The organism is Dehalococcoidia bacterium, assembly GCA_003597995.1.
In the GTDB taxonomy this organism is placed as follows: domain Bacteria; phylum Chloroflexota; class Dehalococcoidia; order Dehalococcoidales; family UBA1222; genus SURF-27.
Window position 1 is genome coordinate 24416 of record QZJY01000059.1, and the last position, 23319, is coordinate 47734.

At 53.3% G+C, this 23319-nt stretch carries 23 protein-coding genes and 1 tRNA gene; 6 read left to right on the forward strand and 18 right to left on the reverse strand.

Features of this window, described 5'->3' with window-relative positions:
- Positions 1-13: 13 nt before the first annotated feature.
- Positions 14-1525: a DUF805 domain-containing protein gene (locus C4542_07805; protein ID RJO60893.1), complete on the forward strand. Its 1512-nt coding sequence runs from the start codon at positions 14-16 to the stop codon at positions 1523-1525.
- Positions 1526-1543: 18 nt separating this feature from the next.
- Complete coding sequence (locus C4542_07810; protein ID RJO60894.1) at positions 1544-2089, forward strand: hypothetical protein; 546 nt, start codon at positions 1544-1546, stop codon at positions 2087-2089.
- A 162-nt stretch (positions 2090-2251) separates the two neighbouring features.
- On the opposite strand, the gene C4542_07815 is transcribed toward C4542_07810, so the two are convergent.
- The 3 genes from C4542_07815 to C4542_07825 all read right to left on the reverse strand — a co-directional run bounded on the left by C4542_07815 (position 2252) and on the right by C4542_07825 (position 4712).
- Entirely contained in the window at positions 2252-2530 is a 279-nt protein-coding gene (locus tag C4542_07815) for a hypothetical protein (GenBank protein ID RJO60895.1), read from the reverse strand.
- Positions 2531-2755: 225 nt separating this feature from the next.
- A tRNA-Lys gene (locus C4542_07820) sits at positions 2756-2828 on the reverse strand.
- A 633-nt stretch (positions 2829-3461) separates the two neighbouring features.
- Positions 3462-4712, reverse strand: a complete 1251-nt coding sequence (locus tag C4542_07825; GenBank protein RJO60896.1) for a hypothetical protein — start codon at positions 4710-4712, stop codon at positions 3462-3464.
- Between the two features lie 61 nt (positions 4713-4773).
- Between C4542_07825 and C4542_07830 the strand changes: the two genes are divergently transcribed.
- The gene (locus tag C4542_07830; GenBank protein RJO60897.1) at positions 4774-5523 is read left to right on the forward strand and encodes a J domain-containing protein; all 750 of its coding nucleotides are present in this window, start codon (positions 4774-4776) and stop codon (positions 5521-5523) included.
- Positions 5524-5547: 24 nt separating this feature from the next.
- On the opposite strand, the gene C4542_07835 is transcribed toward C4542_07830, so the two are convergent.
- The 7 genes from C4542_07835 to C4542_07865 all read right to left on the reverse strand — a co-directional run bounded on the left by C4542_07835 (position 5548) and on the right by C4542_07865 (position 11504).
- Positions 5548-6195 (reverse strand): thymidylate synthase, encoded by a 648-nt coding sequence (locus C4542_07835; GenBank protein RJO60898.1) that lies wholly within the window; start codon positions 6193-6195, stop codon positions 5548-5550.
- Positions 6196-6222: 27 nt separating this feature from the next.
- Positions 6223-6909, reverse strand: coding sequence for a hypothetical protein (locus C4542_07840; protein ID RJO60899.1), 687 nt, complete (start codon positions 6907-6909; stop codon positions 6223-6225).
- A gap of 13 nt (positions 6910-6922) precedes the next feature.
- Positions 6923-7522: a hypothetical protein gene (locus tag C4542_07845; protein RJO60900.1), complete on the reverse strand. Its 600-nt coding sequence runs from the start codon at positions 7520-7522 to the stop codon at positions 6923-6925.
- A 226-nt stretch (positions 7523-7748) separates the two neighbouring features.
- Positions 7749-9338, reverse strand: coding sequence for a citramalate synthase (locus C4542_07850; protein ID RJO60901.1), 1590 nt, complete (start codon positions 9336-9338; stop codon positions 7749-7751).
- Positions 9338-10438 carry a 3-isopropylmalate dehydrogenase gene (leuB, locus tag C4542_07855; protein RJO60902.1) on the reverse strand — a complete coding sequence of 367 codons (1101 nt, stop codon included), beginning with the start codon at positions 10436-10438 and terminating at the stop codon, positions 9338-9340. The genes C4542_07850 and leuB overlap by 1 nt, the downstream gene beginning before the upstream one ends.
- Positions 10435-10935 (reverse strand): 3-isopropylmalate dehydratase small subunit, encoded by a 501-nt coding sequence (leuD, locus tag C4542_07860; GenBank protein RJO60903.1) that lies wholly within the window; start codon positions 10933-10935, stop codon positions 10435-10437. Before leuD ends, leuB begins: the two co-directional genes overlap by 4 nt.
- A complete protein-coding gene (locus tag C4542_07865) occupies positions 10932-11504 on the reverse strand; it encodes a hypothetical protein (GenBank protein RJO60904.1) in 573 nt (190 codons plus the stop codon). The genes leuD and C4542_07865 overlap by 4 nt, the downstream gene beginning before the upstream one ends.
- Positions 11505-11734: 230 nt before the next feature.
- On the opposite strand from C4542_07865, the gene C4542_07870 reads away from it, so the two are divergent.
- The gene (locus C4542_07870; GenBank protein RJO60905.1) at positions 11735-11977 is read left to right on the forward strand and encodes a hypothetical protein; all 243 of its coding nucleotides are present in this window, start codon (positions 11735-11737) and stop codon (positions 11975-11977) included.
- Positions 11978-11983: 6 nt separating this feature from the next.
- Here the strand turns inward: C4542_07870 and leuC are convergent, their stop codons facing one another.
- The 8 genes from leuC to C4542_07910 all read right to left on the reverse strand — a co-directional run bounded on the left by leuC (position 11984) and on the right by C4542_07910 (position 21107).
- A complete protein-coding gene (gene leuC, locus C4542_07875; GenBank protein ID RJO60906.1) occupies positions 11984-13234 on the reverse strand; it encodes a 3-isopropylmalate dehydratase large subunit in 1251 nt (416 codons plus the stop codon).
- Positions 13235-13271: 37 nt separating this feature from the next.
- Complete coding sequence (locus tag C4542_07880) at positions 13272-14813, reverse strand: 2-isopropylmalate synthase (GenBank protein RJO60907.1); 1542 nt, start codon at positions 14811-14813, stop codon at positions 13272-13274.
- Between the two features lie 169 nt (positions 14814-14982).
- Entirely contained in the window at positions 14983-15981 is a 999-nt protein-coding gene (ilvC, locus tag C4542_07885; GenBank protein ID RJO60908.1) for a ketol-acid reductoisomerase, read from the reverse strand.
- Positions 15982-16014: 33 nt separating this feature from the next.
- A complete protein-coding gene (gene ilvN, locus C4542_07890) occupies positions 16015-16533 on the reverse strand; it encodes an acetolactate synthase small subunit (protein ID RJO60909.1) in 519 nt (172 codons plus the stop codon).
- The gene (gene ilvB, locus C4542_07895) at positions 16509-18218 is read right to left on the reverse strand and encodes a biosynthetic-type acetolactate synthase large subunit (GenBank protein RJO60910.1); all 1710 of its coding nucleotides are present in this window, start codon (positions 18216-18218) and stop codon (positions 16509-16511) included. Before ilvB ends, ilvN begins: the two co-directional genes overlap by 25 nt.
- 12 nt (positions 18219-18230) lie before the next feature.
- Positions 18231-19895, reverse strand: coding sequence for a dihydroxy-acid dehydratase (gene ilvD, locus C4542_07900; protein ID RJO60911.1), 1665 nt, complete (start codon positions 19893-19895; stop codon positions 18231-18233).
- A 121-nt stretch (positions 19896-20016) separates the two neighbouring features.
- Positions 20017-20466, reverse strand: coding sequence for a ribose 5-phosphate isomerase B (gene rpiB / locus C4542_07905; protein RJO60912.1), 450 nt, complete (start codon positions 20464-20466; stop codon positions 20017-20019).
- A gap of 8 nt (positions 20467-20474) precedes the next feature.
- Positions 20475-21107 (reverse strand): threonylcarbamoyl-AMP synthase, encoded by a 633-nt coding sequence (locus C4542_07910; GenBank protein RJO60913.1) that lies wholly within the window; start codon positions 21105-21107, stop codon positions 20475-20477.
- A 56-nt stretch (positions 21108-21163) separates the two neighbouring features.
- Between C4542_07910 and C4542_07915 the strand changes: the two genes are divergently transcribed.
- Positions 21164-22849, forward strand: a complete 1686-nt coding sequence (locus C4542_07915) for a glutamine-hydrolyzing GMP synthase (GenBank protein ID RJO60914.1) — start codon at positions 21164-21166, stop codon at positions 22847-22849.
- A gap of 13 nt (positions 22850-22862) precedes the next feature.
- A complete protein-coding gene (locus tag C4542_07920; GenBank protein RJO60915.1) occupies positions 22863-23177 on the forward strand; it encodes a hypothetical protein in 315 nt (104 codons plus the stop codon).
- The last annotated feature ends 142 nt before the right edge of the window (positions 23178-23319 follow it).

The following is a 23319-nucleotide window of genomic DNA, read 5'->3' on the forward strand; positions in this document are numbered from 1 at the left end:
AAGGGGGCAAAAGATGAGTTGGTATCTTAAAATATTGAAGAAGTGCGCAGTCTTCAATGGACGAACAGGACGCAAAGAGTATTGGGTATTCGTCCTTTTCAATGTAGGTATTATATTTGTCTTAAATGCGGCCTCTTTAATAATCCTCTCCTTGCTTCCTAGGTCTTCTCCTATCGATTTTCTAGGGGTTTTCCTGCTTAGTCTCGTTTTATATGGTTTGGCTACCCTTAGTGTGACGGTTCGCCGGCTCCACGACACGAACCACAACGGATGGGTGTTGCTTGTCCCCTTTTTGAGTTTTATCGGATATTATTTTTCGCACTATCCGCTTCTTGCTTCGTTATGTAGTTTGGGGAGTATTTATGTAATTGTGTTGTCGGTCAGGGGTAGTCAACAGGGTGAGAATAAATACGGTTTAAATCCAAAGGGTAACCCTGCTCTAGCACAACACAAGACAGCACCGCACAACAAAACACAAGAAAAGGAAGCTAAAGAAAGAATATCAAATGTTGTTTCGACGGTGGCCACTCCAAGGAGCGCAAAGGAAGCTAATCAATATAAGGTTAACAATAACAGGAAAATTGTTGGATACTTGAAGATTGCTTGTCTAGTATTTATCGTTTTATTAGCGTCCTCCAGCATTTTATTGTTTTATCAAAACTCGAAAATTAAAGAACTTCAAGATAATATCAACTCTCAAAGAAACACTACAGCCATTTCCTCACCTCTACCATCGACAACATTAAATCAAACCACAATCTCCACACCAACAATAATGATTGGGTTTTCGGGGGTAACCACCAATCGCATCGGTGTTGCATCTCCCAAGACCCCTGAACAATATTATACTTTCCTTATAGTTACTTATACCATAATAAATAATGGTTACAGTCAGTTTTCAGTCAGTCCATTTTACTTCAACGTCATGATTAATGCGATTAAATATAATTACGATTCATCATCCAATTACGTGGATAAATATTTTCCTACCGTTACAGTAATGGAAGGTGGAACTCTCACTGGCCAATTGGCATACCAAATTCCAAGCTACCCCGCAAACGTTTCTTTCAACCCAGTCTATGAAGGAGTCGCCAACTACAATATTCAATGGACTCCCCAATCAGGCGTAGCAACCCCTACGACTTTCATATCTAACAACTCAATTGAGGTTAAGTATTCCCAGGGTATAAATAATGTTCCGCCTTTATATATGCTGAGTGGTCTGAAGCCAAGTGCAGGATACGATTTCTTTTCTGTCACCTATACGATACGCAATAATAGTCCCGATGGGTTCTTAGTTATCCCGAGTGATTTTCACATCATTATTGATTCAATAAAATACAACTATGATACGGCTGCTTCTGGTGATAAGACGAAGGCTTATTTGGGAGTTAGTTCCACAATGGTAGTAGTGTTAACGTATCAAATCCCTATTCCCTATCAGGGTTTTAGTAACCTTAGTTTTAGCCCAACTTGGGACGATTCGGTTTCGGGCGGCTTTTTTGTATATTTTGTTAAACAATAACGCTAGTCGAGTTTTTAATTGTTGTTTGTCAATGTTAACGATATGAGTAACCAACAATTCGCTGATATTCCGGACAAACTTAAACTTGTACTTTTCAGTTTAGCTGAAGAAGTTCAAGGCGAAATTCAGCCCAACAAGTGCGTGTTTGAACTATCTGAAGACCAAGGAAAATACCAATTGAGAGTAATAGGGGGCAACCCTGGCATCATAGCATGGGCAACCAACGACCCAGATTGGCTCAAATTAGAAACTGAGGATTCAAGACGCACACAGAATCTAATAATCAACGTCCGAGGGGATTTGGTTCCCGAAAAGTGGAGAAATCCCTCAGCCCCAATGCCCGCTTTTGATAGAGTACTTTCATCAATGGATTTTTCGCTTAGGCCAGCTTTCAACTATGCCCCATGGGTTGAAGATTATGGCGAACTGTCATTCGAACTAATCCCTTTTGGCTTAGGCACAGGTGCTGGATGCGTCATAACAGGTAGAGACGGGCCTATGAGCGGATATAACACAGCTTTGAAAGTGCTAGTGGTCGCTGCCCAGAAATGTTTACGCAAATGAATTGACAAGCTTACTAACGAGTACTAGTAGCTGAATTCGCATGGTTATCTTGACGGATAGAACCCCATGATTCGGCAATGAGATAGTGAATCGCCAACGTTTTAAGACAAAAGGGTACTTCTCAACAACCTAGTTATACATTTTAATCGTTAGATTTTGCCACTAATGTTTTTTAATAGTGTCGTTAAAAAGTTCCTTATCTATTGCCTTGCGCACAAAAAAAGAACAAATGATATATAGGACGATGCCGCCTACTAAAAAATACCACCAAAAGGAATAATCCATGAGTAACAATATCCCAGAACTTATGGATGTGCCGATCAACAAAAAAACAATTACTGTGCTCCATGGACGGCCAACCTGCACTACCCGCCCCCGCAGAACAAGTGACAACCACCAAACACCCATTATGATGCCGATGATACCAAAGGCTACATTCATCTTAGCCTCCATTGATAAAACTTCATCTACAAGAAGATTTTGGCGTGATTAATAACGATTATAAAGCATGTTTGATGGAAGTCAAGAAGCGCCATCTGATATTTAGTCCCGCAGGGTAGAATAAAAACTGATAACATTTTAATTAAGAGGGAAAGAAAACCAAGAGAAGAGCAAAGAATGAGAAAAAGTTAAGCGGTTAGTTAAGCAAAGCAAGAGGTTTTAAAATGAGCCGCCCGGGACTCGAACCCGGAACCTACTGATTAAGAGTCAGTTGCTCTGCCAGTTGAGCTAGCGGCCCAGACAAAGGTAAAGTGTATCAAAGAATGGCTATCTTGGCAACTTTGGTAGGCAGCTTTCTCCCTTTGGCAAAAGAGCCTGCCCTGAGCCTGCCGAAGGGGAGATTGAGAGGGATTTTCCCCGTATCGTTCTGAGAATCTGCCCAACGTGTAGTGGCGAGGCATGCCTCGCCCTCCCGTTTGAGAATAGCATTCGTGCTTGGAATGAAACGTTAATATGACAAAAACCTCTTGCTATCCTCCTGAAAAGCCATGCTATTATTTTACCTGGGAATCCGGTATCCGCTTTTTGCCGGAAATTTGCGCCGATTGGAATCTCATTCGTTTTTTGCCGTGCCTGAAAAACAGGAACGAATACCCCGGACGCCGCATTTGATCGAGAATTGAGTGCGTGGGCGCAGGAACGAAACATCAATCACGACGAATTCCTGCGTGACGTTTGAAAAACCATTCAAGGCTAAATGGGAAACCAATCGTCGTTTCAGCGACACGGCGCCCATGCTTCCCTAAAGCTAAGTTTTGGGGCGTCGTTTCCCGAAAAGAGCTGCCCTCGGAAAACGAAAACGGATCGTAGGGGCGCGGCGTGTCGCGCCATCCGACCGGGAGTAGGGGCGTCCGGCTGGACGCCGTTTGGGTTATCCGGCGGCGCGGGCTAACTCGTCGGGGTTGGTGAAGCCCGATGCCTGCTCCACGAAAGCCGCGAGAGTGGCGCTCTTTGCCCGCAGTGCCTTCAGGTTATCGGCGATGGGATTTTCGAATCCCGGCTGGTCGGCATAGCTGCCGTAGAAGGCGAAAAAGGCCTGGTTCAGCTTGCGGATGAGGTAGCCGTGCGAAGCCAGGATGAGCCGCTGCTGCTCCATGTAGGCCTCGGCCTGCGTTATCTGTCCCTGCGCCAGCATGCTGTCCACCGTCAGTCGCGTGTTGCGCATAAAGCTGTTGAAATTAAAGGTGGGCGGCGCGCTATCCCCGCCCGACGATGAGACAGGAGGATAAAAGCTGGCATAGTACGTGTCATAGATAATGTCTGCGACTTCATGGCTCACCATGCCGGCCAGCGTCTCGTTCATGGTGGCGATATAATCAGGCCCGTGGAAACCCAGCGACTCCAGCCCGTAGCGGAAGCCCAGCGGCCGGAAGAAGAAGTACTGGTGCAGCCACTCCTCCACGGCTGTGCTGAGGGCGAAGCGCAGCCCGTAGCGGTTGGCCACGAAAGACGGATAAGTGGCGATGCCTCCCAGGTCAACTACCAGCGCCGAAACGTCCAGCCCAGAGACTGAATCTTCCAGTTTTGAGATGTTGTCCAGGCTCAGATTGTTATTGAGGGTGACGGTCGTTAGTCTTGATATATTGCCGCGTGGCGAGACCACCAGCAGTTTGGGCGGCTCCTGCAAGCGCAGCTTGACGGGCGGGAAGGTGGATGTCAGGTTCAGGGTGCTGTCCAGAGGGTTGTAGATGCCGAGTGAGTTGAGCGTGACGCGTAACTGGCTCTCTAAAACCCTCTCGGCCTGTGTAGTCAAAGCGTCTCGCTGTTGTTCCAGAGCGTCAAGAGCGTCCTGATGCGCTGAAAGGTCTCCGCTTTTTATTCCGCTGGTGATGGCCTCGATGGCCTGCTGTTCGGCGTTTATGCGCGACATGATATCAAAGTAGTCTACAACTACCCGTGCCTGGTCGGGTGTGGCCTTGTCTTTATCCGAGAAGACTTCATCTATTTCCTGGGATAGAGCCTTGACCTCCCATTTGAAGATGCTGAAGCGGTAGGGCGAGACGATATTGCCCAAGCGGCTGTCGAAAGTGGCGTTTGAGCGGCAGCCACCCGCCACCATCACAGGCAATAGGAGCAAGGACAGGGTGAGCGTAAGCTTATAACTCAATGAACGGCGCGGCATTTGGCAATATCTCCGATGTGACCTATAATCTTAATTTAGTATATAGCATCAGGCAGGTGACATGAAAGATTATTACAAGATACTGGGCGTGCCGGACAACGCTCCCCAGGATGACATCAAGAATGCCTTCCGCAAGCTGGCTTTCCAGTACCATCCCGACAAGAACCCCGGTAACGAGAAGGAAGCCGGAATCAAGTTCAAAGAGATAAGCGAGGCCTACGCCGTGCTGGGCGACTCCGTCAAACGCAAGCAGTACGACCTGTCGGGCAAAGGCATGTACGCCGGGGCGGATTTCGGCAACTTCTCGCAACAGGATATCTTCCGCGACAGCTTCGCCAATCAGGCGGTATACACCGACATGGCCTCCATGTTCCGCCAGGCGGGGTTGCGCTTCGACGATGACTTCCTCAACAGCACTTTCTTCAACGGCCAGAACGTGGTCTTCCACACCTTTAACTATGGAGGCGGCGGCAGCCCGCAAAATGCCAATCCCGCCAGCGCCATACCCGCGACAGCCTTCGGCACAGGTATAGGCGGTAAAGCCACGCGTTTCGTCATTAAGAAACTCTTCGGCGTAGATTTGAGCCCGGCCAAGAACCTCGACGCGGTGACCGAAATCCGTCTAAAAGCCAAAGAGGCTGCTAGAGGCCTGGAGAAAGAGGTCAATGTCAAGCGCGATGGTGTGAAAAAGAAGTTGATAGTAAAGATACCCGCCGGCATCCAGAGCGGCACGCGCATAAGGCTGAAAGGCATGGGCAAGCAGGAGGATGGTCGTAGCGGCGACCTGTACGTGCGAGTCAGGGTATTTTAAGCATCGACCAACGGGCGTTTGGAATTAATCCATCCCCGAGGCCGTGCGCGCCAGTTCCCAGGCGTACTCGTAAAGGTGCATGCCCTTGCTGATGGCCAGCATCTCGCCATCTTCGACGCCTATCTCCTGCGCCATGTACTCTTTAAGGAGCTGCATGGCCGCCAGGTTGGAGGGGAAGCCGGCCCACAGGTCCCACGAGCGGAAGTAAGCCACGAAATGCAGCTTTCCGTACCTGATGCGCGTGTCTATGCCGCGCAGGCAGGGAGGGTCAGTAAGATATATGGATTTGGCGTCGCCCACCGCCATGTATCCCTGGTTCGTGTTAAAGCCGTCCTCTTTGTACATCTTGATGACTTCAGCAATTTGTGGCTCCAGATACTGGCCGTAGGTGTACTGCTCGCCCTCCGCCCGGTTGGCCGTCATCAGGTAGGGCAAATAGCTCTCGATATACTCCATGGTGGTGGGAGCCGGCACACCTGCCGGCACGTCCGGGGTTAAAGGGCGTGTCCCCGGATTCTTAATCTGCAACACTGCCAGATCAAGCTCTTTACGCCGCTGCCCGGCATAACTGCCTCGTTCTATTTTGTATTCAAACCCTTTTTCGAGCGTTTTTCTCAGGCAAAGAAACCAGGCTTCCGACAGGTCACGGGCTTCGATAACGGAAATATTCAAGAGACGCTCCTATCATGATAGATTTGATTACCGCCTGAAAGCGGAGAGAAAACGGTCTTGATATGCCTCGAAAAGCCCCCAGCGCTCCAGCTCCTGTTGCAGCTCATGCGGTTTGATGCTGCCTTCCTTGAGGCGGCGGAACATATCCTCTATGTTGAGTCTGGCGTCGACCGGCACGCCCTCCTTGATGCCCAGCAGGCCGCGCGAGTGGAAATCCGCTAGGTTGCCGCCCAGCGAGGCGCTGGTCAGGTCGAAGATAAATTTCATCAATGATACATCCCAGAGGGTATCCTCGCCCTGGATGATGGCCGCCAGCGGGTCGTTGCGCGCGTCTATTTCAGCATTGAGTTTGGACAGAACGTCTTCCAGTCCGTTGGATATGATGTCCGTGCTCTGTGGCTCGTTGCGATAGGTATAGTAGATACCCGGAGCGTCCGCCCCCTGCGTCTCTATGAGTTTCTGGAAATAACGCTTGGCATCCGCGCTGAATCCGTCCAGCCGCGACAAATAGTATGGCGTGACGATACGCGGGCGGTTGGCTATAACGCGCCCCATGCGCACTACTGTTTCGGGCTCATTTTCCTGGGCATAGACCGGACGCGTCAAGAGATAATAGCTGATGTTGGTCACGCCGAAAGTGGCAAGAGTTTGCTTGGGGTGACGCAGCACCTGTGTCCGGCTTACCGCTTGAGCCAGCCTTTCTTCTTCGTTCATAGTCTTCAGAATGCTATTTTACCTTGCTCATCTCGTGTTTGAACTCTTCGAGGAGTTTGATATATTGCTCGTCCATCTGCGCTGCGGCGCGCCGCCATTCCTCCTGAAACTGCGGCAAAGTTTCTACGCTGATGCCTAAATCTGTATCGGCATGGGAGCCGAGCTGCTTGCTTACCGCCTTTTTGAGCTTGGCTTCGAATTGCTGCTTGAGAGCCTCGTACGTCTGCTTGCGCTGTTCGGCTCCCTGGGCAGTGTAATGTCCCAGTATTTGTTTCATCTGGTTTAAGAGCTTGGTGGCAGCATTCTTGTCTTTCTTTATGGATAACACGCCGTCTATAGCCTTTTTGTTGCGGTTCTGGATTGTCTCATTTACAGGAAGCTGGATGTTGGAAAGCAAAATATCCTCGACGCCGCTTCTGACGTACGGCTGGGCTTCTTGGGTATAATTAGATAGAGCGGACGCGATATCCTGCCCGTCCTTGAGGTATTTGAGAGCAAGTTGCTCGCCCTCTGGCACGAACTTCCATTTAAGCCTGTCGCCTTCGGTTACCGCATCCAGAGCGGCAATCTTTTCCATGGCTATCTCGCGGGCGCTTTTTATTTCATCATTCATGCGCATTACTCCATCAAAAGGGAGCCTCCCATTTATTATTATACAAGATGGGCGCTAAATGAATAAATACCTTCTTGGCTATATTTTGTTTCGTACATGGTTTAATATGCCAAATAATGTAGACCGAAAAAATGTCGCTAAATTCAGGCGCATCTCGCCGGTGGAACTTTTGAAAGCAGCGAAGCTGAAAGTCATTTTAGTCGTTGAAGACCAAGAGGCTTGTCGCTTAGGGCGTGGGATGGGTTATCAGCCAGTATTCCAGGCTGTCCGCCAGCGCCAGCCAGCTGGCTTCTATGATGTTGGTGGAGCTGCCCACCGTGCGCCACTGTTCAACGCCATCGGTGGACTCAATTAATACCCGCACCTGGGACTCGGTGCCTGTGCTTTCCTCCAGGATGCGCACTTTGTAGTCCACCAGTTTGATGGCCGCAAGCCCTGAATAGAACTCCAGCAATCCCTTGCGCAAGGCATTGTCCAGCGCGTTTACAGGGCCGTCACCTTCGGCGGCTGTGTGCATCAGCTTGTCGCCTACTTTGACCTTCACCATAGCTTCGGATAGCATGTCGCCGTCGTGCATTTCAGCACCCTGCCTGCGTTCCTTTTCCACCACCACTAGGTAGTCCACCAGTTCAAAGGGAGACTTGTATCCCGGTTTGGCACGGTGCACCAGTAAATCGAAGGAAGCCTCGGCGTTTTCATACTGGAAGCCACGGCTTTCGAGATATTTTACTTTCTCCAGCAGTTCGGCAGCCTCCGGCCCTTTGGCGGGAAGCTCAACGCCTATCTCCCTGGCCCGTTGAACGATGTTAGCTCTTCCCGACAGCTCTGATACCAGTATTCGGGGTCGGTTGCCCACCAGAGCGGGATCGATATGTTGATAAGCCCCTTTCCATTTTGAAAGCCCTGAAACATGCAGACCGCCTTTGTGACTGAAGGCGCTGGCCCCTACATAAGGTAAAAAAGCTTCCTGTCGCAGATTAGCCGTCTCGCTGACGAAGCGCGAGACTTCTGTGAGACGCCCGAGCTGTTCATCCGAGACGCAGTTAATACCCATCTTGAGCTTGAGAGCGGGGATGATGGAACACAGGTTGGCATTGCCGCAGCGCTCGCCGAACCCATTGATGGTGCCTTGTACCTGCGCCACACCCTCGCGCACCGCCGCCAGCGTATTGGCCACTGCCAACTCCGCGTCGTTGTGAGCGTGGATACCGAGAGGGGTCTTAACCGATTTTTGCGCGTCATTGATGGCAGAGATGATGTCCGTCGGGAGAGTTCCCCCGTTAGTGTCGCACAGAACCAGGCACTCCGCTCCTGCTTTTTCAGCCGCCTTAAGCACCTCAATAGAGTAATCGCGGTTGTCTTTGTAGCCGTCGAAGAAATGTTCGGCGTCCAGGAAAACAGTGAGCCCCTTGCTCCTGAGATAGCGGATGGAGGAAGCCACCATTTCGAGGTTCTCGTGCAGCGTCGTCTCCAGCACTTGTGTTACCTGCTGGGCGGAACACTTGCCCACGATGGTGACCGCGCCCGTACCGGCTTCTATGAGAGCTTTAAGGCCGGGGTCATCCTCGGGTTTAATGCCGTGGCGCCGCGTGCTGCCGAAGGCGACTAAAGTGGCATTGCGCAGGTGCAGTTCGCGCGCCAGGTTGAAAAACTCGCTGTCCTTGGGATTGGCGCCAGGCCAGCCGCCCTCGATGTACTGCATGCCCAGTTCGTCCAGTTTGCGCGCTATGGCCAGCTTGTCCGCCGCCGTGAAGGAGATGCCTTCCCTCTGCGCGCCGTCCCTGAGCGTGGTATCGTAAAGCTGGACTACAGGCACTATTTTTGCCCCTTTAACTCTTTCACAATCAGGCGGCCCATTTCCGACGTGCCGACCTGTTTCTTGCTTGTGCCTATTATATCACAGGTGCGATAGCCTGCCTTGAGCACAGCAGAAACTGCTTTCTCCACAGCCTTAGCCTCATTTTCCAGGTTAAGTGAGTAGCGCAGCAGCATGGCCAGGCTGAGCACGGTGGCGATAGGATTAGCTATATCTTTCCCCGCGATGGTGGGGGCGCTGCCGTGTATTGGCTCGTAGAGTCCGAAGATACGTTTGCCTTTGGCCGGTATGCCAGCAAGGCTGGCTGAGGGAAGCATACCCATCGAGCCTGCCAGCATCGAGGCTTCGTCAGTAAGAATGTCGCCGAAAGTGTTTTCCGTCACCAGCACGTCGAAATCGCGCGGGGTCAAAATGATGCGCATGGCGCAAGTATCCACCAGCATGTGCTCAAGTAAAACTTCGGGGTAGTCCTTGGAGACCTCGAGGGTCACTTGCCGCCACAGGCGCGATGATTCGAGCACGTTGGCCTTATCAACCGAGGTGAGTTTCTTGCGCCGCCCGCGCGCCAGCTCGAAGCCAGCTCTCACGATGCGCTCGATTTCCTGCTCGGTATAATACATGGAGTCCACGCCCTTGCGTCCGGTTGAGGTCTCCCAGCGCTTCTTGGGCTTGCCGAAATAGAGGCCGCCGGTCAACTCGCGCACGAAGATGAAATCGGCGCCCTTGATGACCTCAGGCTTGAAGACTGTGCCGTCCGCCAGCTCGTCATACACCTTGACCGGGCGCAGATTGGCAAACAACTTGAGTCCTTTGCGGACGGCCAGTAATCCGTTTTCAGGTCGCTCTTTTATTTTTGGGTCGTCGAATTTGGGGTCGCCTACTGCACCGAACAGCACGGCGTCGGAGGATTTGGCCAGCTTGAGCGTTTCCTCCGGCATGGCCGAGCCGGTCTTGTCGATGGCGATGCCGCCAATGAGGCCGCTTTTCACCTCAAACTCGTGGCCGAAGATGCTGCCCACGGCTTCCAGCACCTTAACGGCCTGTGCCACAACCTCGGGGCCGATGCCGTCGCCGGAAAGCTGCGCTATCCTGAACTTCATTTCACACTCCCGGCTATCTTCTTTTTGGTGTACTCCACCAGCCCGCCCGAGGCAATTATCTGGGACATGAACTCGGGATAGGGTTTGGCCTTAAAGGTCTTGCCTTTGGTGACATTATTGATAGTACCTGTCTCCAACTCGATTTGCAGTATGTCGCCTGCTTCTGTGCCAGCCACCGCCTCCGGGGACTCCAGCAGGGGCAGGCCTATGTTGATGGCGTTGCGGAAAAAGATGCGCGCGAAGCTCGACGCCACTACAGCCGAGACGCCCGCCGCCTTGATGGCAATGGGGGCGTGCTCACGCGATGAGCCGCAGCCGAAGTTGGTGGTGGCCACGATGATGTCGCCTTTGTGAGCTTTCTTCACGAAATCCAGGTCTATATCTTCCATGCAGTGTTTGGCCAACTCCGAAGGTTCCGACACGTTGAGATAGCGTGCCGGGATGATAACGTCGGTATCCACGTTGGCCCCGTATTTAAAGACTTTTCCTGTCATCATAATGGTTTAACCTCCTTAACGAGCTTGGCGGTCATAACAACGACACTATCTTCCCAACCCTTCTTAGCCAATTCCCTGATCCCCTTCCTTATATCTTCAGGGAGAATGAGCCGCCACTCTTTCAGTTTAAAATACTCTTTTAGTTTTTCCTCATCCCAAGTAGTCGCAATATTGCCTGCAACTAACGCATAACTGATACTTGTTTCTGCATTTATAAGACCCGCGCCTAGATATTCTTCACGGAGTCTTTCAGTAATGATTTTGCGAAAGCCATCATCGTTAAATAGCCTATACTTCCGTGCATCAGCTTTGTCTGAATTCGAATTACCAGAACCCGAGACAGCATAATAATGTACGCCATAAGAGTCCAAAAGCGACTTCACCTCAACGAGGACAAGTGTGTTTGAACTTACTTCATAAGCCACAATATCAATTTCTGGGGTCGGTAGTGATGGTCTCTCCAGAATGACCTTGTCTTCTTTTGTGATGTTATGAACCTTGACATGTTGTCTTACCCAATAACCGTTTTCTTCCAAATATAGGGCCACGATGTCTTCAAATGCGTTCATGCAAGCCTCCACACAGGCATTTGCCTGACTTAAGCGCCACTATTCTTTGGCGTCTTTCCTTATGACAAACTGGAGGGCGGATTCTCCCTCGCCTATGGAGACAACCTTGCCCTTGAGCAGGTTGGTATATTCCGAGACCTCTTCCTGGATACGCTCCAGACCGAGTTTGGAGGCTTTATTCTGAACCACCAACCAGAGATACGCCCGCTGGGCTTTATCTGGCGCTCCAGGTGCGACATGATGTCCCGCAGGTCGTCCTGCGGCCTGAGCCAGTAGATGATGTTGTCGCAATCATTCTCCGCCCAGTCGAGCATAAGGCGCAGGTCGCCCTTCATGAACTGGGGCAGCAGGTCCTTGCGGGCATGAAACAGGCAGACTTTGCTGTCGGGCTTAACGTTCAGTTTTATGCGAATGCTGTCTTCCATCTCTCCAACTTTCAATTCAACTCATATAAGAGTATTTCAGCGTTCTAAGCGAGTTTACAACTCTTCGGGGCTAGCAATGCGCCCCAGAACGGCGGAGGCGGCGGCCACCGCCGGATTCGCCAGGTACACCTCAGATTTCGGGCTACCCATGCGCCCTACGAAATTGCGGTTGGTGGTAGAAATGGCGCGCTCTCCGGCGGCCAGTATGCCCATGTGACCACCGAGACACGGCCCGCAAGTGGGCGTGCTGAAGGCGCAGCCGGCGTTGATAAATATCTCCACCAGACCTTCGTGCATGGCGTCCAGATAGACTTGCTGGGAGCCGGGGATGACAATGCAGCGGACGTATGGCGCGACCTTCCTGCCCTTGATGACAGAGGCCGCCAGCCTCAAGTCTTCCAAGCGTCCGTTGGTGCACGAGCCGATGACGGACTGGTGTATCTTGACGTCACTGAGAGCGCTCACTGGTTTGACATTGGAAGGCAGGTGCGGCGCCGCCACCTGCGGTTCCAACTTGCTGACATCGTATTCAATTACCTGCGAGCATTCGGAAGCCGGGCTAAGCTCGTAAACGGAGTAGGCACGTTTGGCTCGCGGCTTTATATATTTCATGGTCTTGCCATCGGCTTTGCACATACCAGCCTTGCCCCCGGCCTCAATGGCCATGTTGGACATGGTGAAACGACCGTCCATGGAGAGGTTATCGATAGCCTCGCCAGTGAATTCCATAGCTGCATAGAGCGCCCCGTCCACGCCTATCTTGCCGATGGTATAGAGGATAAGGTCCTTACCGCCCACCCACTTTGGCAGCTTGCCGCTGTAGATAAAGCGGATGGTGGGGGGTGCCTTCATCCATATTTCACCAGTGGCCATGGCTGTGGCGATATCGGTAGAGCCCATGCCGGTGGCAAAGGCACCCAGCGCACCGTAGGTGCAGGTATGCGAATCGGCTCCTATGATGACGTCACCGGGAAGAACTAGCCCCTGCTCGTGCAGCAGCACGTGCTCAATGCCCATTTGGCCGCACTCGAAGTAGATGATGCCCTGCTCCTGGGCGAACTCGCGCAGCATTTTGGCCTGCTCGGCGGAGGCGATGTCTTTATTGGGCACGAAATGGTCTGGTACCATGACAATCTTCTTGGGATCGAAAACCTTCTTAACTCCCAGCTTGCGGAATTCCTTGATGGCTATGGGGGCCGTGATGTCGTTGGACAGTATCATGTCAGGGCGCACGTTTATAAAGTCGCCCGGGCTGAGACTCTTTTTGCCGCTGTGGGCTGCCAGTATGGTTTCAGCTAATGTCATATATATTTACTCCGTTCCCAGAGTCAATAATCTGGATTTATGTTGCGCCAGATTTATCTGGCGCCTGCGTTTTCCTGGATGAGAGCAGGCGGTTGAGTGCGTTCATATAGGCCTTGGCGCTGGCCACTACGATGTCAGGGTCGGCACCGCGACCGGTGTAGCTCACGCCGTCGCTCTCGATGCGTATAAGTACCTCGCCAATAGCGTCGATGCCCTCAGTAACTGAATTGACAGTGAACTCAGTTAATACGTTAGGCACTTTCACCAGACGGTTGATGGCTTTATAAGTCGCATCTACCGGCCCTGTGCCCAGGGCCGCGTCGGCCAGTTCCTTGCCGTTCGGGCCGATGAGCTTGACCGCCGCTGTAGGTATTCCTCGGTCGCCGCAGGTCACCTGTATGCGCTCCAGGTGGTAGTATTCCGTCACCGTGCGCTTATCCTCAGCCATGAGGGACTCGACATCTCGGTCGGTGACCTCTTTTTTCTTGTCCGCCAGCTCCTTGAAAGAGGCGAAAGCGCGCTCGAATTCGGAATCAGACAGGCTATAACCCAGCTCCGCTAGGCGCTCCTTAAAGGCATGTCTGCCGCTCAGTTTCCCCATCACCAGACTGGATGCAGGGACACCTACTGTGCGCGGGTCGATTATTTCGTAGGTGCTGGAGAGTTTTATGACGCCGTCCTGGTGTATGCCGGACTGGTGGCGGAAGGCATTGGCTCCCACAATGGCCTTGTTGGGCTGCACGGCGAAACCCGTCAGTTCGCTCACCAAGCGGCTGGCGCGGTATATCTGCTGTGTCTTTATATTGGTGGTCAGGTTGAAGAGGTCGGAGCGTGTAGCGATGGCCATGACGACCTCTTCCAGAGAGGCGTTGCCGGCGCGTTCGCCGATGCCATTGACGGTGCACTCCACCTGGCGCGCTCCGCACCTCACGGCCTGCAGACTGTTGGCTACCGCCAGCCCCAGATCGTTGTGGCAGTGCACACTCACCACAGCCTTATGAATGTTTTTGACATTCTCGAAGATGTTTTTGATTAGCTGGCCAAATTCCTCGGGTATGGCATAGCCCACTGTATCTGGTATGTTGACCGTAGTCGCTCCCGCTTCGATAACATCCGTGAGCAGTTGGTAGATGAATTCAGGATTAGAACGGCTGGCGTCCATGGGCGAAAACTCGATGTCTGAGGTGTGGCGCTTGGCATGCGCCACCATGGCGACGGCCATCTCGTGCACCTGCTCGCGACTTTTCTTGAGCTGGTGCATGAGGTGGATATCCGAAGCGGAGATAAAAACGTGGATGCGGGGGCTCGCCGCCTCTTTGACGGCGTTCCACGCTGTATCTATGTCGGCCGGGACAGCACGCGCCAGGCCGCAGACAGAGCTTTGCTTTATTTCACAGGCGATGCGCCTGACGGCCTCGAAGTCACCGGGGCTACTGATGGGGAAGCCGGCTTCAATTACGTCGACCCCCATCCGCTCCAGATGACGGGCTATTTCCAGTTTTTCCTGCACGTTGAGCGAGCTGCCAGCGGCCTGCTCGCCGTCTCTTAACGTGGTATCGAATATGATGACTTTATCCATAAGTCCCTCCTTGAGACTCTATCCTTATTTTGCGCGCGCTGAGGCGGATACCCCTCTCTTTACAGAGAGGGGATTATAAGGATGAGCTTGTCTCGACCAGCCAGAGCGTGAACGCCCGGCCAGCGGCGGTTTATGGCATAAAAGTCAGGCCGTTTCAATTTCGTTCCGTCTACTTGGCTTCCTTGAGCCAGGGCATCATCTCGCGCAATTCGGCCCCTACTTCTTCGATAAGGTGTTCGCTCTCGATGCGCTTGAGGGCGTTATACACCGGGCGTCCGGCCTGGTTCTCCAGAATCCATTCGCGGGCGAAGCGTCCATCTTGGATTTCGGACAGGATTTCGGACATCTCGTCCAGCACCGTCTCGTTGACGATGCGTGGGCCGCGCGTGTAGTCGCCGTATTTGGCGGTGTCGGAAATGGAATTGCGCATGTAGGCAATGCCGCCCTTGTAGATGAGGTCCACAATAAGCTTGAGTTCGTGCAGACATTCGAAATAGGCGACTTCCGGCTGATAACCGGCCTCTACCAGAGTCTCAAACCCTGCCTTTATGAGAGACGTCGCGCCGCCGCAGAGGACAGCCTGCTCGCCGAAGAGATCGGTTTCTGTTTCTTCCGCGAAGGTGGTTTCCAGAATGCCGGCGCGCGAAGAGCCGATGCCCTTGGCGTAGGCCAAGGCGATTTCGAGAGCCTTGCCGGAAGCGTTCTGCTGCACAGCTACCAGTGCAGGAGCGCCGTTGCCCTCTACATAGACTTCGCGCAGCATCTGCCCGGGGCATTTGGGGGCAATCATGGTGACGTCCACGTCCGCCGGGGGTACTATCTGCCCATAGTGGATATTGAAGCCGTGGGCGAATTGCAGGACTTTACCAGCGGTCAGTCCGCCGACGATTTCATTGGTATAAATCTTGGCTTGATAGGTATCCGGGGCCAGCATGACGATTATGTCGGCTTTCTTGGCGAGCTCAGCAGCAGACATGGGGGTAAAGCCGTCAGCTTCGGCCCTCTTCCATGCCGCCCCGCCCTTGACCTCGGCCACGATAACCTTGAGGCCGCTGTCGCGCAGGTTCATGGCCTGAGCGTGCCCCTGGCTGCCGTAACCCACAATGCCGATTACCTTGTTTTTAATGATAGACAGGTCGCAATCTTTGTCGTAATAAATAGTCGCCATGTTACACCTTCCTCTTTATAATTTATATTCTGTTTATTGAGATTCTTCTTCCGAGGTGGCCTGGACAATGCCCCCGCGCGTCATGCCGATGACGCCGGTCCGGCTGATCTCCTTGATGCCAAAGCCCTTTAAGAGATTATACAACGAAGTTACCTTGGCTTCATCCCCGGTGACCTCCACAGTCAAAGAATCAACAGCCACATCCACTATCTTGGCGCGGAAAATGTCTACTATCTGCATTATCTCGCTGCGCGTGTTGGTAGTGGTCTTCACTTTGATAAGCGCCAGTTCTCGCATGATAGTGCTCTCGCCGGTAATGTCCGAGACCTTGATGACATCGATGACCTTGTCCAGCTGCTTGCGCACCTGCTCCACCAGCGTGGTTGCTCCATCAACCACTATGGTCATACGTGAAACGTCGGGGACTTCGCTGGCTCCCACAGCGATGCTTTCAATGTTAAAACCCCGGCGGCGGAATAAACTGGCCACGCGGTTAAGGACGCCGGGTTTGTCGGATACCATTGCCATTATAATGTGCTGCGACGAGACCATGCCGGTACCTCCTTTTTGGGTTCCTCGATGAACTCGTGCAGGGACGCTCCGGGCGGAACGAAGGGATATACATTCTCTTCCGACTCGACCTCGAAGTTAATGATATAGGGGCCGGGGATGGCCATAGCCCTCTGTATAGCCGGTACGACCTCTTCTCTGGTTTTGACATTCTGTGCCGGTATGCCGTAGGCATCTGCTAGTTTTACAAAGTCGGGGCAATGCAGAGGCGTGGCCATGTATCGTTTCTCATAGAAGAACTGTTGCCATTGTCGCACCATACCCAGGTAGTTGTTGTTGAGGATTGCTATTTTTATAGCTATATTCTCACGTGAAACGGTAGCCAACTCCTGTATGGTCATCTGGATGCTGCCGTCGCCGGCGATACACCATACTGTTTCGTCGGGTTTACCTACCTTGGCTCCCATAGAAGCTGGCAGCTCAAAGCCCATAGTGCCCAGCCCGCCGGACGAGATAAAGCTATTGGGCTTGTCATAGAAGAAGTGTTGACCGGCGAACATCTGGTGCTGGCCCACGCCGGTAACTACTATAGCATCGCCCTTTGTGACTTCCCAGATCTTGCGGACAACGTACTGTGGCAAGAGTCCTTCGGACTCGCGTATGGAGAGCGAAGGATGCTCCTTACGCCAGGTGTCCAGCTGGTGCAGCCACTCGGTATGGTCTAAAGGTACGAGCAATTTGTTGAGCGGCTTGAGTACCGTTTTGGCATCGCCCACGATGGGTACGTCAACGCGCACGTTCTTGCCGATTTCTGCCGGGTCGATGTCGATGTGCACGATTTTGGCATGCGGGGCGAACCCGCTCACTTTGGCGGTGGCGCGGTCGTCGAAGCGCATGCCGACAGCGACGATAAGGTCGCTATCCGTCACAGCCATGTTGGCATAGGCCATGCCGTGCATGCCCAGCCAGCCGTAGGAGAGGACATGAGACTCGGGGAAGGAGCTGATGCCCAGCAAGGTGGTGATAACAGGCATTTGAGCCGTTTCAGCGAGCGTTTTGAGTTCGGCGTAGGCCCCGGAGATAATTATGCCTCGCCCGGCGATGATTACCGGTTTCTTGGCTCCGGCAATCAGCTTGGCAGCCTTGGCTATCTGCGCGGGATGGCCTGTGAGCGTCGGTTTATACCCCGGCAGGTCTACCTTTGAAGGATAGTTGAACTCTGCCTGTTCCACCTGCATGTCTTTGGGTAAGTCAACCAGTACTGGACCCGGCCTGCCTGTCCTCGCCAGATAAAAGGCTTCTTTTATGGTTTTGGCCATATCTGCGACGTCGGTTACCATATAATTATGTTTCGTGATAGGCAACGTAATGCCCGTTATGTCTATCTCCTGGAAGGCGTCTTTGCCGATGAAAGGTCGTCCTACCTGGCCCGTGATAGCCACTATGGGTGTAGAATCAAGGTAAGCATCTGCAATGCCGGTAACCAGGTTGGTAGCCCCCGGCCCCGAAGTGGCAAAGCACACACCCACTTTGCCAGTAGCACGGGCATAACCCTCAGCGGCATGCGCTGCCCCCTGTTCGTGACCCACCAGGATATGTCGCAGTTGCGGATACTGGGTAAGTGTGTCATACAAGGGCAAAATTTGTCCGCCAAGAATGCCGAATATAACGTCTACGCCTTCCTTGAGCAGGCTTTCACAAACTATCTGCGAGCCGGTCATCTTCATATTTCCACGCTCCTAAGCCAGCACCGCTCCATGGCTCGCCGAGGTTACCTTTTCCACATAGCGGGCCAGGTAGCCCCCGGTCACTCGGGGCTGAAAAGGCATAACTTGCGCCAGACGCTGCGCTATTTCCTTGTCGGACAGGTTAACGTTCAGCTTGCAATTTGGAATATCTATCATTATCATGTCGCCTTCACGTACGGCGGCGATGGGCCCGCGCAAAGCTGCTTCAGGCGCTACGTGTCCGATGGAAGCTCCGCGGCTGGCACCCGAAAAGCGCCCGTCGGTGATGAGTGCCACTACTTTATCCATGCCCATGCCCGCCAATAGCGAGGTAGGTGTGAGCATCTCGCGCATGCCCGGACCGCCCCTGGGACCCTCGTAGCGGATGACCACTACGTCCCCCGCTTTGATGGCACCTGCCATGATAGCTTTTGTAGCCTCGTCCTCAGACTCGAAAACGCGGGCGGGGCCTTTGTGCGCCATCATCTCCGGCGCCACGGCGGAACGCTTGACCACCGCCCCCTCCGGAGCGATGTTGCCAAAGAGGATGGCCAGGCCGCCTTTGGCGGAATAGGCCGTTTTCTCCGAGTGGATGACATCTGCATCCTCGACGGTGGCGTGGGTAACGATATCCAGCACGGTGCGGCCAGAGACCGTCTTGAGGTCGAGGTTCAGATGGCTTTTGAGTTCTTTCATCACCGCCGGTATGCCGCCGGCGCGATCCAAATCTTCTATGTGATAACTGCCTGCCGGCCTCAAGCTGGTCAGGCAAGGTGTTTTCTCACTTATTCCATTAATGCGCTGCAGCGAAAACTCAACGCCAGCTTCATGAGCGATAGCCATGAGGTGCAGCACAGAGTTGGTGCTGCCGCCCAGCGCCATATCCACGGTAAAGGCGTTCTCCAGTGATTTTTCGTTTATGATGTCCTTGGGCTTGACGCCGGTGGCCAGCAGCTTCATGACCTGTTCGCCGGCCTGCCAGGCCAGCTTCCAGCGCCTTTCATCTACGGCGGGAATGGTACCGTTGCCGGGCAGTGCCATTCCCAGGGCTTCTGTGATGCAATTCATAGTGTTGGCGGTAAACATGCCGGCGCATGAGCCGCAACCGGGACAGGCGGCGTTCACCAGGCATTCCAGTTCCGGCTCACTCATCTGGCCCTTTAGCACCTTGCCCACAGCCTCAAAAACCGAGTTGAGGTCCACCTTCTTAACGCCTTCTTTGGTTTGTAAATGGCCCGCCATCATGGGGCCTCCTGAGACAAATATAGCAGGCACATTGAGCCGGGCGGCGGCCATTAGCATGCCGGGGATGACCTTGTCGCAGTTGGGGATAAACACCAGTCCATCGAAGGCATGCGCCTGCGCCATTACCTCTACTGTGTCGGCTATCAGCTCGCGCGAAGGCAGGCTGAACTTCATGCCGGCGTGGTTCATGGCGATGCCGTCGCAGACAGCAATGGTGTTAAACTCGAACGGCATGCCGCCGGCGTGTCTTACGCCTTCCTTGACGGCTTGGGCCAGCTCGCGCAGGTGCACGTGTCCGGGTACTATTTCCGTAAAGCTGTTGACCACGCCGATGAAGGGGCGCGACATCTCTTCAGGCTTGACGCCCAAGGCGCGCAGTAAAGAACGGTGTGGCGCTCTCTCAATGCCTTTTTTAATGGCTTCGCTTTTCATCGTCGTCTCCGAAAATTAAAAAATCCGCCCTTGTGGGACGGATTCGCTTCCAAAACCCACCGAAAGAGACCTCTAAAATATCACAGCCACGATTGGAGTGTCAAGAAATTTACTTCTTTAACTATGCAGGATGGGTTTGATCGCTCTCCATCTTTGCGATTTTATCCAGTCGATTCTGGTGGCGACCGCCTTCATATCTCGTGGTTAAAAAGGTGCGCACGATTTCGGTGGCTTTGGGAGTTCTCTCCGCGCCCAGGCATAAAATATTGGCGTCGTTATGCAAGCGAGCACGTTCCGCCATAAAGGTGTCACAACACAGAGCGGCACGGATGCCTTTAACCTTGTTGGCGGCAATGCTCATTCCGATGCCAGTGCCACAGATGAGAATACCGCGCTCAAACTTGCCTGCGGCGACCTTTTCTCCTACCGTCTGTGCGATGTCCGGGTAGTCCACACTCTGCGTATCATACGCGCCGAAGTCCTGCAGCTCGTGCCCCATTTCGGACAAAAGACTGGTAATCCCCGCTTTCATTTCAAGGCCACGGTGGTCGCTGCCTATGGCTACTTTCATATCTGTCCTCAATATATGCGGCAGAACTTTTCGAGCGTGGCGCGGGCGACGGCTCCCTGCCGTAAAATCCTGGGTCTATCCGTGCTCATATCTAGTATAGTGGACTCGACGCCGCCCGGCGTCTTTCCGGCGTCAATAATCAGTTCGACTTTGTCGCCTATCTGTGAGGCGACGCCTTGTGCCGTGGTAGGGCTGGGTTTGCCGTGGATGTTGGCACTGGTGCCGATGAGGGGCACGCCTACGCCTTTTACAATCTCAATGGCCAGCGGATGAGCGGCAATTCTCACAGCCACCGTCGGGCCTCCAGCAGTGACTATGTCTGGGACAAAAAGCGTTTTTTTAAAGACGAGCGTAAGTGCCCCCGGCCAGAATTCGCGCATGAACGCCCTGGCTATGTCCGAGACCTCCAGCGCCACCAGGCCGATGTCATCGGAGTCCGCCAGCAAAATAGGCAGGGGCATGCTGAGCGGCCGTTGCTTAATCTCATAGACTTTCTTGATGCAGGCGACATCATTTATCGGAGCGCCGAGGGCATAAACGGTGTCGGTGGGGAAGGCTACGGAACGTCCTTCTTTGAGCAAACTTATGCCTTGTTGAACGGTTTTCGACGTGGCTTTTTGCAAAGAAGACAACCGTAAAATATCTCCGGATTACTTGACCATCAGTATAGCATAATGCTAATCTACAGCGTAAAAATATGACTGAAGAAAATACCCCCAAACCAAAAGAGCCAATCCCCCGCATACGCACCAGCGGAGACCTGGAGGTCTCGGCTTACCTGGAGATAGCCAAGGAAAAAGGCGGCCAGCAGCCGGTAACCGCAGGCAAAGCCGTCTCAGGCGCGGAGCGCGAGGCTATCATCGTCATCGATTTCGGCTCACAGTACAGCCTTCTCATCGCTCGCCGCGTGCGCGAACTGCACGTCTATTGCGAGTTAGTACCCCATGACACTCCATGGGAGAAAATCGCCGCTCTCAACCCCAAAGGCTTTATCCTCTCCGGCGGCCCGTCCAGCGTCTATGAGCCGAACGCTCCCATGGCCCCCTCCTATATATATGAAAAGCACCTGCCAGTTTTGGGTATCTGTTACGGCATGCAGGTGCTCGCCAAGCAACTTGGAGGCAGGGTGGCCGCCGGACAGAAAAAGGAGTATGGCCATGCTGTGCTGCATATCGGCGACACGCATTCGCCGCTCTTCGCCGAACTGCCTGAATCCTCACCCGTCTGGATGAGCCACGGCGACCGCATCGAGGAAATGCCGCCTGGCTTTAGACCGCTTGCTTATACCGAGAACTCGCCGGTGGCTGTCATGGGCAGCGAGGACAGGATATTCGGTTTACAATGCCATCCCGAGGTGGCGCATACCCTCTACGGGGCTACTATTCTGAAAAACTTCGTCTACAAGATATGCCATTGCCAGGGCAACTGGACCATGGGCAACTTCATCACCGAAAGCATGATACGCATCAACGAACAGGTGGGCAACCGCAAGGTCATCAGCGCCATCTCCGGCGGTGTGGACTCTTCCGTAGTGGCTACGCTCATTCACCATGCCATCGGCGACCATCTCACCTGCATCTTCGTTAATAACGGCCTCTTGCGCCGCCAGGAGGCTGACCGCACATTGGAGGTCTTCCGTAATAACCTCCACATGAACATCATCTATATCGAAGCTACCGACCGTTTTCTGGAGAGGCTCAAGGGAGTCACCGACCCGGAGACCAAGCGCAAGGCCATCGGGAGTGAGTTTATCAAGGTTTTTGAGGAAGAAGCCGCCAAGCTCGGCAAGATAGACTTTCTGGCGCAGGGCACGCTCTATCCCGACGTCATCGAGAGCACCTCGTCAGTGAGCACGACTTCTGCCAAGATTAAAACACACCACAACGTGGGCGGGCTGCCTTCCAACATGACACTCAAGCTCATCGAGCCGTTGCGCTACCTCTTCAAAGATGAAGTGCGTCAGGTAGGTCTGGAGCTGGGCTTGCCTGAAGAAATGGTGTGGCGGCAGCCGTTCCCCGGTCCCGGTCTGGCCATCCGCATCATCGGCGAGGTGACGCGTGAAAAGCTGGACATCCTCAAGGCCGCCGACTGGATTGTCATGAACGAAATCAAGAAGGCCAACCTCTACCGCCAACTATGGCAGAGCTTCGCCATACTTACCGACAGTAAGAGTGTGGGCGTCATGGGCGACTTCCGTACTTACGGCTATATCATAGCCATACGCGCCGTCACAAGTAACGACGCCATGACCGCCGACTGGGCCAGATTGCCCTACGACGTGCTGGCCACCATCTCCACCCGCATCGTCAACGAGGTGCCCGGCGTCAACCGCGTGGTGTACGACATCACCTCCAAACCCCCCGGCACTATTGAGTGGGAATAAGGAGGCAAAGCCTATGGTCATAATGGGTAAGGGCCGCACCTACGAGCCTGAGACCTGCAGTGGCGCTATACGCAACGCACTGGCCAAATCGGCGGGGAGGGCTTCGGCGGAAGAGCTTTTCAATGTGGTCAAGCGCCAGGGCCACTGGACGGACGACAATATCTGGCAGGAAATGCTCTCGCACACAGTGAACCTGCCGGCTTCCTACCACCACTATGCCGGCGTCACGCCTGCCCAGCGCTTTCTGTATCTTCGAGAGGATGGCAATTATGAGATGTACGACCCGGCATGGCACGGGCGTTTTCAGATAGGCAAGAGGACGGTATAAGCCATTTGCCTCCTTTGAGTAAGAACTACCTGAGATTAGGAAAATCCCTCTCAATCTCCCTTTTGTGAAAGGGAGAAGAGTAAATGGTTCTCCCCCTTTGGCGAAAGGGGGAATACAAAGGAGATTTTCCAAGCGACAATTC

Bases quoted from the DNA above. Each gene is read 5' to 3' on its own strand.
- C4542_07805 (RJO60893.1), top strand. From the start codon at position 14: ATGAGTTGGTATCTTAAAATATTGAAGAAGTGCGCAGTCTTCAATGGA.
- C4542_07815 (RJO60895.1), bottom strand. From the start codon at position 2,530: ATGAATGTAGCCTTTGGTATCATCGGCATCATAATGGGTGTTTGGTGG.
- C4542_07825 (RJO60896.1), bottom strand. From the start codon at position 4,712: ATGCCGCGCCGTTCATTGAGTTATAAGCTTACGCTCACCCTGTCCTTG.
- C4542_07830 (RJO60897.1), top strand. From the start codon at position 4,774: ATGAAAGATTATTACAAGATACTGGGCGTGCCGGACAACGCTCCCCAG.
- C4542_07840 (RJO60899.1), bottom strand. From the start codon at position 6,909: ATGAACGAAGAAGAAAGGCTGGCTCAAGCGGTAAGCCGGACACAGGTG.
- C4542_07845 (RJO60900.1), bottom strand. From the start codon at position 7,522: ATGAATGATGAAATAAAAAGCGCCCGCGAGATAGCCATGGAAAAGATT.
- leuB (RJO60902.1), bottom strand. From the start codon at position 10,438: ATGAAGTTCAGGATAGCGCAGCTTTCCGGCGACGGCATCGGCCCCGAG.
- leuD (RJO60903.1), bottom strand. From the start codon at position 10,935: ATGATGACAGGAAAAGTCTTTAAATACGGGGCCAACGTGGATACCGAC.
- C4542_07865 (RJO60904.1), bottom strand. From the start codon at position 11,504: ATGAACGCATTTGAAGACATCGTGGCCCTATATTTGGAAGAAAACGGT.
- leuC (RJO60906.1), bottom strand. From the start codon at position 13,234: ATGACATTAGCTGAAACCATACTGGCAGCCCACAGCGGCAAAAAGAGT.
- C4542_07880 (RJO60907.1), bottom strand. From the start codon at position 14,813: ATGGATAAAGTCATCATATTCGATACCACGTTAAGAGACGGCGAGCAG.
- ilvC (RJO60908.1), bottom strand. From the start codon at position 15,981: ATGGCGACTATTTATTACGACAAAGATTGCGACCTGTCTATCATTAAA.
- ilvN (RJO60909.1), bottom strand. From the start codon at position 16,533: ATGGTCTCGTCGCAGCACATTATAATGGCAATGGTATCCGACAAACCC.
- ilvB (RJO60910.1), bottom strand. From the start codon at position 18,218: ATGAAGATGACCGGCTCGCAGATAGTTTGTGAAAGCCTGCTCAAGGAA.
- ilvD (RJO60911.1), bottom strand. From the start codon at position 19,895: ATGAAAAGCGAAGCCATTAAAAAAGGCATTGAGAGAGCGCCACACCGT.
- rpiB (RJO60912.1), bottom strand. From the start codon at position 20,466: ATGAAAGTAGCCATAGGCAGCGACCACCGTGGCCTTGAAATGAAAGCG.
- C4542_07915 (RJO60914.1), top strand. From the start codon at position 21,164: ATGACTGAAGAAAATACCCCCAAACCAAAAGAGCCAATCCCCCGCATA.
- C4542_07920 (RJO60915.1), top strand. From the start codon at position 22,863: ATGGTCATAATGGGTAAGGGCCGCACCTACGAGCCTGAGACCTGCAGT.